Source organism: [Clostridium] cellulosi (assembly GCF_036762875.1).
GTDB lineage: Bacteria > Bacillota > Clostridia > Oscillospirales > Ethanoligenentaceae > Ruminiclostridium_D > Ruminiclostridium_D cellulosi.
This window is the reverse complement of sequence record NZ_JBAIZF010000019.1, coordinates 48590-61885: the sequence shown is the minus strand read 5'-3', so window position 1 is coordinate 61885 and position 13296 is coordinate 48590. Positions and strand designations below refer to the sequence as shown.

Sequence of the window (13296 nt, the reverse complement as noted above, 5' to 3'; positions counted from 1 at the left end):
CTAAATACGGCGCTAATTTAACGAACAACTGTAACGTTAAAAGTATAAACTAATATTTTAAAACTTTCAAATAAAAAAGCAGGGAAATATTACAATTCCCCGCTTTACACATTTTTTCAAATCAAATAATGCCGCTGATTGTCTGATTTGCCAAATGCACTAATTTATTTCAATATCTTTCGGCAGGATTATAGCGCAGGCAATATAAGCAAGAATTCCCGTACCGATACTCGCTATTGACAAGATAATCCAAAGTATCCTGATAAGCGACGGATCTGTGCCAATATACTCGGCGATTCCGCCACAGACACCGCACAGCATTACATTTTTCGTGGATCTGTATAATCTCTTCATGATCTTATTCCCCCTTTATATTCTATGATTTAGAACGTTCACATTCAGGGCATATACCGTAAATTTCCATCCTATGGCCGGATATATGAAATCCAGTGGAATTTTCAAGATCCTTTTCCAGGCTTTCTAACGGACAACCGTCAAATGACATCATCCTATGACATTTTATACAAATAAGGTTATGACGATGCACACCGGTAACAGCTTCATAGAGGGCTTTTCCGCCCTGAATCAATCCGGACTTTACAGCAATCTCTTTTTTAACGAACATGTCAAGTATGCGGTAAACAGTAGAAAGACTGAGGTTTTCCTGCCCTTTGTCATGGATTTTTATATATATATCATCAGCCGTAAGTGGAACGGAACTTGAATAAAGTTCCTTCAGCACTGCGAGCCGCTGTCTGGTCCCTTTAATGCCGTTCGCTGCAAGTATATCACGATAACAGCCTGCATCACGAACCACACAAACCACCCCGCCCAAGAAGTATGTTCTCATTTTATCACATATAAATGTGAATTACAACTCAGCGGGAACATTAAGCATATACTCGCAGTGTACCTGTTCTTATTAATGCCGTTTTTTAAAAGAAAATGCATTTACGGCATAAAACAATTATTTTACAAATTTTTATATACGAGCGTTGCAATTAACGCTGATGAATGTTATAATTTTCAGGATATATAGAATTTAATCGTCCCGAGGAGTGACTTTTTTGGAAATATTATCACAAAAAAACCTTGAAGAATACAAAAGATTTATAGAAAGCAATCCCAAAGGCCATTTTATGCAGGGTCCCGAATGGGGTAAAGTTAAAAAAGATTGGAAATGGGAGGCCGTTGTTGAGAGAAATGCCGAAGGCGAAATTATCGGTGGCCTGTCTTTGCTGATAAGAAAAGTGCCTGGTCTTCCCTTTACTATAATGTATGCGCCGCGCGGCCCTGTCTGCGACATTCATGACAAGAATGTTATTGCCGCATTAATCGGCGGGGCAAGGGCTCTCGCAATAAAATATAAATCATATATCTTAAAAATGGATCCTGATGTGCTGGCGAGCGACAAAGAATTTATGGCAATCATGGGATCCTTTGGCTTCGAGCTGCACGGCGACGGCAAAAATTTCGACAGCATTCAGCCCCGCTTCGTATTCAGGCTCAATATAGAGGGTAAAACCGAGGATGAGATTTTTGCCGCTTTCCATTCAAAGACCCGCTATAACATTCGCGTTGCCAAAAAACACAATGTTGAAGTCAAAGTAATGGATAAATCAGCGCTGCCGGACTTTGTCAAACTCATGGAAGAAACAGGCAAGAGAGACGGTTTTGCCACCCGGCCTTTAGAGTATTTTGAAGGTATGCTTGACGCTTTCGGCGAACAGGCGCGCCTTTACATGGCATATTATCAAGGCATCCCGATTGCTGGAACTTTGGCTATTCATTACGGAGACAAGGTATGGTATAACTACGGCGCGTCATCTAACAATTACCGCAATATGATGCCCAACTATCTGCTTCAATGGGAAATGATCCGCTGGGCTATTGAAAATAAGTGCCGGATCTATGATTTCCGCGGCGTATCCGGCGACCTTTCACCGGACAATCCGCTTTATGGCCTTTATCGCTTCAAAAAAGGCTTCGGCGGCGATTTGACTGAGTTCTGCGGTGAATTCGACCTCGTTCTGAACCGGCCCGTCGCTATGTTTGTCGATTTCGGAATCAAGGCTCTCAAAAAAGCCCGCCATATCAAGAACCGCAGGCACCGCAATTGACAGCGGTAAATAATCTCACCATTTAACGCATTTCTAATTTTCGCACATCAATACAAACGGATTGATAAGGCAATTGCTTTTTCTTTAGTAATTGCTTTACGTATAAAATGGAAGGACTGTGTAAAGTGACTACGCTTGTTGTGGAAAAACAGTACATTGCTGACAACTACAACGCCATTAGAGATGAAACAGGCGTGTGCGTGATACCGGTCTTAAAAGGCAACGCCTATGGTATGGGCGAAACTGAGGCGGCTCGCATTCTCTGGGACGCTGGGGCGAGGCTTTTTGCCGCTTCCCGTCTTGAAGAAGCGCTGGTCCTCAAAAAAGTCCTTCCTCAGGCGGAGATTTTGCTCCTGACCCCTTATGGAACAGAAGAAGAAGTCGAACAAATTATTTCAAACGGCATAACTGCCACTCTCGCTTCTTATGAAAACGGGGTTCTTTTAAACGGCATAGCGGAAAAGCACGGCGTAAAATGCCGGGTTCATATAAAATTCGACACAGGAATGGGCCGTTTCGGATTCTTGCCGCAGGATGCAGACAAAGCGGCCCAAGCCGCCAAATACCTGAAAAATCTTATCGTTTGCGGTACCTTTACACATCTTTCATTCAGTTTCGCAAAAAACCGCAAGCATGTAATGCAGCAGTTTGCCCTTTTCAAAAGCTGCCTTAATACGCTTGAAAAAGCCGGCGTAAATCCCGGTATGCGCCATATTGCAAACTCCAACGCCGCACTCCTCTATCCGGAACTCCGGCTCGACGCGGTCCGCTGCGGTTCCGCTCTTATCGGCAGAACAGGCGTCAAAACTAAGGTAAAGCTGAAGCAAGTTGGACATCTGCAAAGCAGTATCTGCGATGTCCGCTGGCTCCCCGCTGGTCACAATATAGGCTATGCCAATACTTACAAGACAAAAAAGCCGACGCGCATTGCCGTTGTTCCAGTCGGATACGCTCAAGGGCTGTTTACACAGAAAAAAGCCGATACCTACCGGTTCCGCGACGTCATGCGGGACGGTTTCCACGATTTCTTACGCCTGTTCGGAAAGGGAAAGCTTTACGCAACAGTAAACGGCAAAAGAGCTGCCGTAATAGGAAGAGTCGGCATGTGCAGCGTTATACTGGATGTTACAGAAATTGAGTGCCATGAGGGCGATTTGGCCGCTTTTGACGCCAACCCTCTCTTTATAAACGCAGATGTTGAACGAAAATATATATAATGCTCCACTTTTGGCTTCATTATTGGAATATAGCAGGCGGCAGCTCGCGCGATTCCATATGCCCGGGCATAAGGGCGTTTCCTCGCCCCTCTCTGAAATCTTCGGACAGGCGCTTTGCTTTGACGTAACCGAGCTGCCTGAAACCGACAACCTTTTTGATGACGAGGGCGCAATACTTGAAGCGGAAAAACTGGCCGCGGCGTTTTACGGCTGCCGTGAAACGCTTTTTTCGGCGGGCGGCTCGACGCTCTGCATACAAGCGATGCTGCGTCTTGTTTCAAAAGACGGCGGCAAGGTAATTTGTGCGCGCAATATCCACCGTTCAGTGGTAAACACAATGGCATTGCTGGGACTTGAGCCAGTTTGGGTATACCCCAGGCCCTTTGAGGGCTCGGCGCTCCCCGGCTCTATAGCGCCAGAAGATATAGAAACGGCGGCTGTCAGTAACGCCGACGCTGTCGCCGTTTTTATCACCAGTCCCGACTATTACGGCATTATCTCGGATATAAAGGGCATTTCAGAGGTATGCAAAAGGCATAATCTCACTTTGCTCGTCGACAACGCCCACGGGGCGCACTTAAAGCTTGTCGGCAAAAAAATGCATCCAATAGAAAACGGAGCCGACATGACGTGCGACTCCGCTCACAAAACCCTTCCCGCTCTCACAGGAGGCGCCTTTTTGCATATAAATTCGCCGCGTTTTTCTAAATCCGACGGCAAAGCGGCGATGACTCTGTTCGGTTCGACAAGCCCCTCTTATCTTATTATGCTTTCACTTGATTTAGCCCGGGCTTGGATGGAAAAGGACGGCAATGTGGCTTTTGAAGGTTTAATCGAAAAGGTAAAATCTATACGGGAGCTTTGTGACAGTCTGGGCTTTTTTACACCAAAGGAAGCCGTTTTTGATCCTACAAGAATCGTAATTGACACAGCGTCATGCGGTATCAACGGCAACAGTGCCGCATTGCTGTTCAGGGAAAATGGAATATCCCTGGAAATGAGCGATGAGAGGCACCTTGTTCTCATACCCTCGCCTTTTAACTCTGATGAGGATTTTGAGCGCCTCAAAAAGGCAATCTGCTTATTAGAGAGGAGTAAAGGCATTCCGCCAGGTAAGTATTATAATGTTGTACCAGAAACAGTTATGCCACTAAAACAGGCGGTTTTTGCCGACAGCGAAACAGTATCAGTAGACAACTGTATAGGACGCATTGCGGCTCAAGCAGTGTGTCCGTGTCCCCCTTGTGTTCCCCTCGTCATGCCCGGAGAACTTATTTCACATGAAATTGCTTCTGCTATAAAAAGCTATGGTGTTTTAAATTTAAAAGTGGTAAAATAAAATTGTGAAAAACACAAGGGAGGGGCTCGTTATGAAGTTAATACTCGCCATCGTCAGCAACGACGACAGCGCCATGGTGTCCTCCGGCCTTACACGTGAAGGTTTTTCAGTAACTAAACTGGCCACAACCGGCGGATTTCTTATGGCCGGCAACACAACATTTATTGTTGGTGTCGACGACGATAAAGTTCAGCAGGTTATGGACATAATTGCAAAACACAGCCGCAAACGCAGTCAGATGATGCCAACGTCCGCTTCATATGGAGTCGGTCTGTATACATCTTTCCCGGTAGAAGTAACTGTCGGTGGAGCAACTATATTTGTCCTCAACGTTGAAAGGTTTGAAAAAGTCTGATGCGTTTTAACGGTTTTTATGGTAATAACAGGACAAAAACTATTCTTTCTGGTATGTTTGATAATCGCAGAATACCAAATGCAATTTTGATCGACGGGCCGCGAGGTGCTGGCAAAAAGACACTTGCAGGCATCCTCGCGGCTGCCGCTGTATGTCAGTCAGACGGCGAAGTGCCTTGCGGGGTATGTCGGCAGTGCCGAAACGCTTTTGCCCACGCTCACCCAGATATCAAGCTCTATGGTGCAGACGGCAGCACGCGTACTATCGGCGTCGATATTGTCCGTCAAATTCGGCTTGACGCGTATGTAAAGCCAAATGATGCTTCACGTAAGGTTTATATAATTGCAGATGCGCAAAATATGACTGAGCAGGCCCAAAATGCTCTTTTAAAAATTCTCGAAGAGCCCCCCATTTATGTCTTGTTTATATTGACGTGTGACTTAAGGTCACATATGCTTGAAACCATACGGTCCCGCTCCCAGATGGTATCGGTTGGGGCGGTGACCGATGAAGAAGCTGTCTTGGCACTCGCCTCCGACGGAATCGCCAGAGAAGATGCCCTGCGTGCCGCACACATTTCAGGCGGCAATATCGGGCGCGCGAAGATAATGCTCAGTGAAGGATTTTCCGAAATTTCAGATTTTATGTCCGCCTTTACAAAAGCATTATGTTCGACTGACCTCTATTCGTTTATCCGCCTGTCAGGCAGGCTCGAAAAGGACAGCGACCTTTTTAACGCGTTTCTCGAATTGCTACCTGCACTGTTCAGAGACGCTATTTCAGTAAGAAACGGCGGCAGGGCCACGCTTTCAGGTTTTGACGCAGAGGCCGCCGCTATATCGCGCAGCGCCCCGCTCAAAAAAATATTCAATGCACTTAATACGGCGCTTGATTCGCAGAAAGCCGCTGATATGTACGCTAATGTAACTCTTCACGTGACCGCTTTGTTTTCACAGTTATGGCGCAATTTTCATTAGAGCCCTTATTCATTTATACATTACAATTCCTCACATCGATAGAACCGAAATACAGGTAAGAAAGGGATGATAAATATAATGACAGAAGTTATCGGAGTTAGATTTAAAAGTGTCGGCAAAGTTTATTACTTTGATCCAAATAATATAAAATTTACTGCTGGCAGCCATGTCATCGTTGAAACCGCTCGCGGCATTGAATGCGGCGAAGTCGTTATGCCGAATCGTATGGTCGACGACGAGAATATCGTAAAACCGCTCAAGAGTGTCATACGAGCTGCGACAGAAGAGGACCTTTTGCACGTTAAAGAAAACGAGCGGAAAGAAAAAGAGGCTTTCCGCATCTGCCTTAAAAAGATAGCTGACCACAAGCTTGCCATGAAACTCATAGGCGTCGAATATACATTCGACAACAACAAAATTTTGTTCTATTTCACCGCGGACGGCAGAATTGATTTTCGCGAGCTGGTAAAAGACCTGGCGTCGGTTTTTCGCACCCGTATCGAACTGCGGCAGATTGGCGTGCGCGACGAGGCAAAAATGCTCGGCGGCCTCGGTATCTGCGGCAAGCCGTTCTGCTGCGGCACTTTTTTAGGCGATTTTCAGCCCGTTTCAATTAAGATGGCAAAAGAACAAGGATTATCCCTTAATCCGACTAAAATTTCTGGCACCTGCGGCAGACTGATGTGTTGCCTTAAATATGAGCATGAAGCATATGAGGACTTGATTAAAAATACCCCCAAAGTCGGCGCGTATGTAAAAACCCCGGACGGCAACGGAACAATTGAGGAAGTCGCCCTCCTCACCGGTATGCTAAAGGTTAAACTTGAAGGTTCGGACATCCCTGTTAAAACCTTTAAACGCGACGAGGTAGAGGTTTTGCGCGATGTTCAGAATGATAATGACAATGATAATGATAACGAGATAGGCAACGAAATACTGGAAGAAGAGGAAGAAAAAATCCTTGAGGATCTCGAAAATAATTAACAAAATTTAAACACATTTATCGAATATTATAAACTATTATGAATAAAAAATTTAATAAAAATTATTATTACACAGCTTTATCTTGCAATTAGCCAATATTGTGATAGAATAATATATGAATTTCAAGGAGGTGCTAATTATGGCATACGAAATAGGCGAAGAATGCATCAAGTGCGGTGCCTGCGCTTCTGAATGCCCGGTAGAGTGCATCACGGAAGGCGATAATACTTACATTATTGATGAGAGTGTTTGTGTCGACTGCGGAACTTGCGCGAGTGTTTGCCCGGTCGATGCTCCAAAGCAGAAATAATGTAAAAAAGCACATACATAATGAACCTGCGTGTCACAGCGCAGGTTCTTTTGTCATATGGAATTATGATTTTGGAGGTTAATGTAATGCCGCAGTTTGAACCATTGGAGGAAAAAATCGAGCCGCTCGGAGGTGGTTTTTTTGCTGTCACTTCTAAAAATCACACCTTTGGCACCGACGCAATACTCCTTTCAGATTTTGCTGCCCCAAAAGCGGCAAAAAGGCTTTGCGACCTATGCTCTGGCTGCGGTATTATAGCTGTCCTCTGGGCATGTGAAGGCGGGGCAAGACAGATTGACGCCGTCGAGATTCAAAGCGACGCCGTCCGGCTTATCGAAAAATCCGCTGAGATTAACGGCTTCAGCAATATCCACCCCATTAATGCTGATTTAAGAGCACTTGACAGCAGCTATAATGATTGCTATAATCTCGTAGCCTGTAATCCCCCGTATAAGCAGGCCGGAACAGGCGGAATAAGCCGCAGCACCTCTGCACGTATAGCACGCCATGAGCTGGCTTGCACGCTTGGCGACATCATTGAAACTTCCTCACGCATATTAAAAGGTGGCGGGAGGCTGTGTCTTTGCCACCGACCCGAAAGGCTCGCAGACATAATCTGTCTCATGAGGGAAAAAGGGATTGAGCCTAAGCGGCTCAGATTCGTCCAGCAGCGCGTTGATACAAAGCCATGGCTTGTTCTTGTTGAGGGCAAAAAAGGCGCGAAACCGGGGCTTTTGGCCGAACCTGCGCTTATTGTGGAAAGCGATGACGGAGGATATTCGTCTGAAATGAGCGCAATTTACAACAAATTTCAGCATGAATAAGCCCATTAATCATGTTTATGATAATTTTAAGCCAGACCATTAATCTGGTTTTCTATATTTGGAGGAAAAAATGGCCGGAATTTTATATCTCGTCGGGACGCCGATAGGCAATCTCGGCGATATTTCTGAAAGAGCGATTGAAACCTTGAAAAATGCAGATTTTATCGCAGCGGAAGATACAAGGGTCACGCTAAAGTTACTGAACCATTTTAATATTAAAAAGCCTATGATAAGCTATTTTGAACATAACAAATTTAAGCGCGGAGAAGAAATCGCCGAGAGAATCGAATCTGGTGAAACCTGCGCGCTCGTGACCGATGCCGGAATGCCAGCAATCTCAGACCCCGGCGAGGATCTTGTGGCGCTTTGTGCCTCACGCGGTATTCCTATTGCCGTTGTTCCGGGTCCTTGCGCAGCCGTTTCAGCGCTTGCCCTGTCGGGTTTGCCTACAGGGCGCTTTGCATTCGAGGGATTTCTTGACGCCAACAAAAAAAGCCGCCGAGACAGGCTCAAAGCGGTTTGCAAAGATACTCGCACATTGATATTTTATGAAGCGCCGCACAAACTCCGCGCAACGCTTAAGGATATGCTCGATATTCTCGGCGACAGGCGTATCTCAATTGTCCGCGAAATGACTAAAATTCACGAGGAGGTTATCCGCACTACACTGTCGGGTGCCATCGAACACTTTTCAATAAACGAGCCGCGCGGTGAATTCGTCCTTGTCGTTGAAGGCGCTGACGAAAATGCTGCAAACAATGACGCAGAATCGGGAACTGATTTAAGCGGCGAGGAACTTGTGAAAATGTATATGGATATGGGCATGACGCGACCGGAAGCTGTTAAGCGCGCAGCAAAAGAAACAGGCATAAGCCGTTCCGAACTTTATAAGAAAACTTTAGATGTGTAAGATATTTTAGGCGGGATAAAATATCCTGTTTCTCCTCTGCCTTCTATGCCTAAGCTGGAGGGAGCTGAGTGCATACTGAATTGCAAAAAAGGTCTTTTCGGCCATACTGTAAACTAAACCAAGCGGGGCGTTCTGAAGCATAATAAACGGTGCTAAGCCACCCATCGCTACGATCCCCGTAAGCGATATATCGCCAACATCTGGCAAAGATTTTCCAAGCCCGCTTCCAGGTTTTATGGGCCCGAAGCTCATACCTATATTCCCTATCATATCGGGATCGCCTACACCGGCATCGACAGCTATCACAAGGGTGTTTTCAATATCAATTCCGCTCAATACATCCGGCAAAGTCAATGCGTGAACTGGATGTTCAAGCGTACCGTAAAGGTCAAATTCCAATAGTGATAGCCCTGACAGCATGTGCCCAGTCAATGGCCCGAAACTATCCCCTGTTGACCTGTCTGTCCCGATGCAGATAACGCTTATATTATTATAGTTTTTTTCCACTCCCTGCACCATCTCATAAAGCGCATGGTTCATCTTCCACTGCACAAAGCGGTCTGCGATGTTAAAATACTTTGTCTCAGGCATTTTTTCTCTCCGCTTCAAAATTTTTCATATAGAGTATGCCCTCTTAACAACGATTTTATAATTCGGTCTGATATTTTTTATGCAATTACCTTGAAAATATGCTTATTTTGTGATAGTATTATAAAGCTGCAATTGCTCAGTTGCTCTCGAATTTAATGATTGCAGTTAGAAGCGTTAATTTAATATATGCCGCTGTGGCGAAATAGGCAGACGCAAGGGACTTAAAATCCCTCGGTAGCAATACCATACCGGTTCGAGTCCGGTCAGCGGCACCAACAATAAACCCGCACACCGTCTTAGGTTGTGCGGGTTCTATTTTTTTGCTTACAATCTTCTCACTGCTATAAACATGACTTTTGGTCTTTATTTGGTCTTTATTTAAATGTTAAAAAAGCACAGTGATTTTAACTGTGCTCCCTATATTTATTCATATGACGTCCTTATCTTTTTTAGCATTAAGAGGGTTAATCAGATTTTCGATTGTATTTTCGATTGTACGAGCTGCTTTCGCGTCACCAAAGAAAAATCCCTAAAACTTGTATTTATGCGGTTTCACGGGGATTTATTGATTTAATTACAAACTTATAAAAACAGTTCAAAATGCTTTAAATTAATCGGAGTGGCATAATTCGTGGCATAATTCGCGATAAAAAATAACTAATAAGTTTTAAGGGATTATCCCCAATAAGGGATAATCCCTTGTTGCATTAAAGGCTAAAAATATTTATCACTAGGCTAACGTTATTATTGTGCAAAATTGTGCAATAAATTTAGATAATAATAACGTTGAATTATGCAAATTCCTTAGGTATAATTAGACGCATATAGTTGAACCCTAATATATTAATTTAATAATGGGGGATTGTCCATGAGGTACTATGTTGATGTAAATGCTGCGAAAGACGGCAATGGTTCAATGGAAAGGCCATTCCGGCGGATCAATGAGGCTGCGAAGCTGGCGCGTCCGGGTGATGAAGTGTTGGTAGCGCCGGGTATTTACCGAGAATATGTAGATCCGGTACATGCCGGCACTGAAGATGCCCGTATCACATATATCAGTACAACACCTCTCGGTGCTGTAATTACCGGTGCGGAACAGGTAAAGAACTGGAAGCATTACAAGGGAAATGTCTGGGTATGCAGGATTCCAAACAGCGTTTTCGGCGACTATAATCCTTATACTACTTTAGTATATGGAGACTGGTATTTCGCAACTCCCAATAAGCATACCGGCTGTGTTTATTTAAATGACAAGGCGATGTATGAAGCCACTACATTAGAAGAGTGCATTAAAGGCGAAGTTTATGAATGCAGTTGGGTACCGGAAGAATCTATTTATAAGTGGTATGCAGAACAAGACACAAATACCGATGAAACTATAATTTATGCTAATTTCCAGGGACTTGATCCGAATAAGGAGAACGTAGAAATCAATGTTCGCCGCAGGTGCTTTATGCCATCTAAAACAGGTGTCGGCTATATTACAGTCAGAGGATTCAAAATTGATAAAGCTGCCACTACCTGGGCACCACCCGCAGCTTTTCAAGATGGCATGATCGGCCCTCACTGGAGCAAAGGATGGATCATCGAAGACTGCGAAATTTCAAACAGCAAGTGCGCCGGCATTTCTCTGGGCAAATATCTTGATCCTGATAACGATCATTACTTCACATATAAGCAGGTAAAAAGTCCCACACAGATGGAACGTGACGCGGTTTGCCGTGGTCAGTATCACGGTTGGCTGAAAGAAAATATCGGTAGCCATATTGTTCGCCGCTGTAATATTCACCACTGCCAACAGGGCGGTATTATCGGCCGTATGGGCGGTGTGTTTAGTGTAATTGAGGACAACCATATCCACCACATCAATAATATGATGGAACTTGGCGGAGCAGAGATTGCAGGAATTAAAATGCACGCGGCTATTGATGTGCTAATACGCCGCAACCACATCCACCATTGCACAATGGGAATCTGGTGTGACTGGGAAGCTCAGGGCACACGTATTACCCAAAACCTGCTTCATGATAATCAGAGGCCGCCGTATGCCAAAAATCTTCCGGGAAGCATGATGTCGCAGGATATATTTGTTGAAGTCAGCCATGGCCCAACCCTAATTGACAATAATATTTTGCTCTCAGATGTCAGCCTTCGTTTCGCGACACAAGGCGTAGCTATGGTTCACAACCTTATCTGCGGCGCATTTACCTGTGTTGGCGAGGGCACCGGTACACGCTATACACCATATCACATACCGCATCGTACTGAAGTTATGGGCTTCATGACGATTCTTCATGGTGACAACCGGTTCTACAACAATATTTTTGTTCAGAAGTGGCCTTCTGAAGACTATGTGACATATGATGATCAAGACGCTCAGCATATTATAAAGGAAAACAGGCTCGTCGGCACGCACGTTTTCGATGAGTACCCAACCTATGATGAATGGATTTCGCAGTTTGACTTTACTAAGCGTCCGAATATGAGAGCTTTAGAACCTGCTCATTCAGGTCATCTGCCGATCTGGAGTGAAGGAAATGTATATCTAAACGGTGCTAAACCGTGGAAAAATGAGGTTAACGGCTTGGTAGTTGAGAATGATCAGGATGTTAAGGTTGAACTTGTAGAAAAAGACGGTCAATATTATCTAAACACAAATGTATTTGATTATATCAATAATTTCAGCGACCGTATGATTAATACCGGAATTCTCGGCAAAGCCTTTGAACCGGAAGAATACTATGAGAACCCGGATGGAACACCGATACAGTTTGACGCGGACTACTTTGGAAATCATCGTGGTATTCAAGTTATTCCAGGCCCGTTTGCATCGCCTTCTGAAAATATAAAGCTTTAATCACAAATATAAGCTTTATATACGTTCCTTTCTGGTGTATTGACTGCTGAGAGGGCCGAAATTGAATTCCTCGGTAGCATTACTATACCGGTTCGAGTCCGGTCAGCGGCACAAACAAATCCAAAATATTGATTTAAAGTCAAAAACCCGTCTGGACAGACGGGTTTATTTATAGTAATATATTGCCATTTATATGTGAATATGTTACTATATACACATAGAAGGGAGGTAAAGTGGTTGAGCAAAGGCTCGTAAAGAAAAAAGATAGGATATAACCTCAACCACAAGATATTTGTATAGCTATATATTGCCGATAGGTTTAATTGTATTGATAATATTAGGTATCGCTGTTTTTTCAATCATAAAAGAAAGATAATCTCATAAAAGTTAATAATACGTATACATACTAACCCCCGCCGAAATTCGGCGGGGGTTTTGCTTATCATAAGTTTGTGTATACCAACAAGAAAATTTAAGCAATCAGTTGCAGATAAAACTGCATTTTTGAAATAACAAATTACTTAAATTGCACAAAACTCATTTTTTGACATAAAATTCTTAGTTGTTTTTATGCGGTTTTATTCTATGTAGTTTAGATGTTTTTTTATAGAAATTCCGTTTATACATATCACAGTAGAATATGCTTACAGTATTGCTTACATATAAGAATATTAGATTAGTGCGGGTTCTGCTGGATTTTTGAAAAAAGGTGACTCATAAACAGTGATGAAGCTTTTTTGAATCGTTGTATATCCAGTTTGACATTTTCTGCTTGCCATAGAAGAGAAATATATTGTGCGCTTTGTACACTT

The 13296-nt window shown here is 43.9% G+C and carries 13 protein-coding genes and 1 tRNA gene; 11 read left to right on the top strand and 3 right to left on the bottom strand.

All coding sequences use genetic code 11. The features are described 5' to 3' along the window. Positions 1–159: 159 nt before the first annotated feature. Positions 160–354: a PspC domain-containing protein gene (locus V6C21_RS05600; protein ID WP_034840904.1), complete on the bottom strand. Its 195-nt coding sequence runs from the start codon at positions 352–354 to the stop codon at positions 160–162. Between the two features lie 22 nt (positions 355–376). Next, on the bottom strand, positions 377–817 hold the full coding sequence (locus V6C21_RS05595) for a Fur family transcriptional regulator (protein WP_034840901.1): 441 nt from the start codon (positions 815–817) through the stop codon (positions 377–379). A 250-nt stretch (positions 818–1067) separates the two neighbouring features. Here V6C21_RS05595 and V6C21_RS05590 point away from each other — a divergent pair, with 250 nt between their 5' ends. From V6C21_RS05590 to rsmI, 9 genes are all read left to right on the top strand, one after another. Beyond that, entirely contained in the window at positions 1068–2120 is a 1053-nt protein-coding gene (locus V6C21_RS05590; protein ID WP_034840899.1) for a lipid II:glycine glycyltransferase FemX, read from the top strand. 107 nt (positions 2121–2227) lie between these two features. After that, positions 2228–3337 (top strand): alanine racemase, encoded by a 1110-nt coding sequence (gene alr / locus V6C21_RS05585; protein ID WP_479268544.1) that lies wholly within the window; start codon positions 2228–2230, stop codon positions 3335–3337. Beyond that, positions 3315–4676, top strand: a complete 1362-nt coding sequence (locus V6C21_RS05580) for an aminotransferase class I/II-fold pyridoxal phosphate-dependent enzyme (RefSeq protein ID WP_479268543.1) — start codon at positions 3315–3317, stop codon at positions 4674–4676. The genes alr and V6C21_RS05580 overlap by 23 nt, the downstream gene beginning before the upstream one ends. Positions 4677–4707: 31 nt before the next feature. Next, positions 4708–5031, top strand: coding sequence for a cyclic-di-AMP receptor (locus tag V6C21_RS05575; RefSeq protein WP_034840893.1), 324 nt, complete (start codon positions 4708–4710; stop codon positions 5029–5031). After that, complete coding sequence (locus V6C21_RS05570) at positions 5031–6008, top strand: DNA polymerase III subunit (protein WP_479268542.1); 978 nt, start codon at positions 5031–5033, stop codon at positions 6006–6008. The genes V6C21_RS05575 and V6C21_RS05570 overlap by 1 nt, the downstream gene beginning before the upstream one ends. 78 nt (positions 6009–6086) lie before the next feature. Continuing rightward, on the top strand, positions 6087–6992 hold the full coding sequence (locus V6C21_RS05565; RefSeq protein ID WP_479268541.1) for a PSP1 domain-containing protein: 906 nt from the start codon (positions 6087–6089) through the stop codon (positions 6990–6992). Between the two features lie 139 nt (positions 6993–7131). Beyond that, the gene (locus V6C21_RS05560; RefSeq protein ID WP_034840885.1) at positions 7132–7302 is read left to right on the top strand and encodes a DUF362 domain-containing protein; all 171 of its coding nucleotides are present in this window, start codon (positions 7132–7134) and stop codon (positions 7300–7302) included. Positions 7303–7388: 86 nt separating this feature from the next. Beyond that, entirely contained in the window at positions 7389–8126 is a 738-nt protein-coding gene (locus V6C21_RS05555; protein ID WP_479268540.1) for a tRNA1(Val) (adenine(37)-N6)-methyltransferase, read from the top strand. A gap of 70 nt (positions 8127–8196) precedes the next feature. Continuing rightward, positions 8197–9036 carry a 16S rRNA (cytidine(1402)-2'-O)-methyltransferase gene (gene rsmI / locus V6C21_RS05550; RefSeq protein ID WP_045085419.1) on the top strand — a complete coding sequence of 280 codons (840 nt, stop codon included), beginning with the start codon at positions 8197–8199 and terminating at the stop codon, positions 9034–9036. A 6-nt stretch (positions 9037–9042) separates the two neighbouring features. Here rsmI and yyaC read toward each other — a convergent pair whose 3' ends face one another. Continuing rightward, positions 9043–9627, bottom strand: coding sequence for a spore protease YyaC (gene yyaC, locus V6C21_RS05545; protein ID WP_034840879.1), 585 nt, complete (start codon positions 9625–9627; stop codon positions 9043–9045). 188 nt (positions 9628–9815) lie between these two features. On the opposite strand from yyaC, the gene V6C21_RS05540 reads away from it, so the two are divergent. After that, positions 9816–9902, top strand: a tRNA-Leu gene (locus V6C21_RS05540). Between the two features lie 593 nt (positions 9903–10495). Continuing rightward, a complete protein-coding gene (locus V6C21_RS05535; RefSeq protein ID WP_479268539.1) occupies positions 10496–12484 on the top strand; it encodes a right-handed parallel beta-helix repeat-containing protein in 1989 nt (662 codons plus the stop codon). Positions 12485–13296 lie beyond the last annotated feature (812 nt).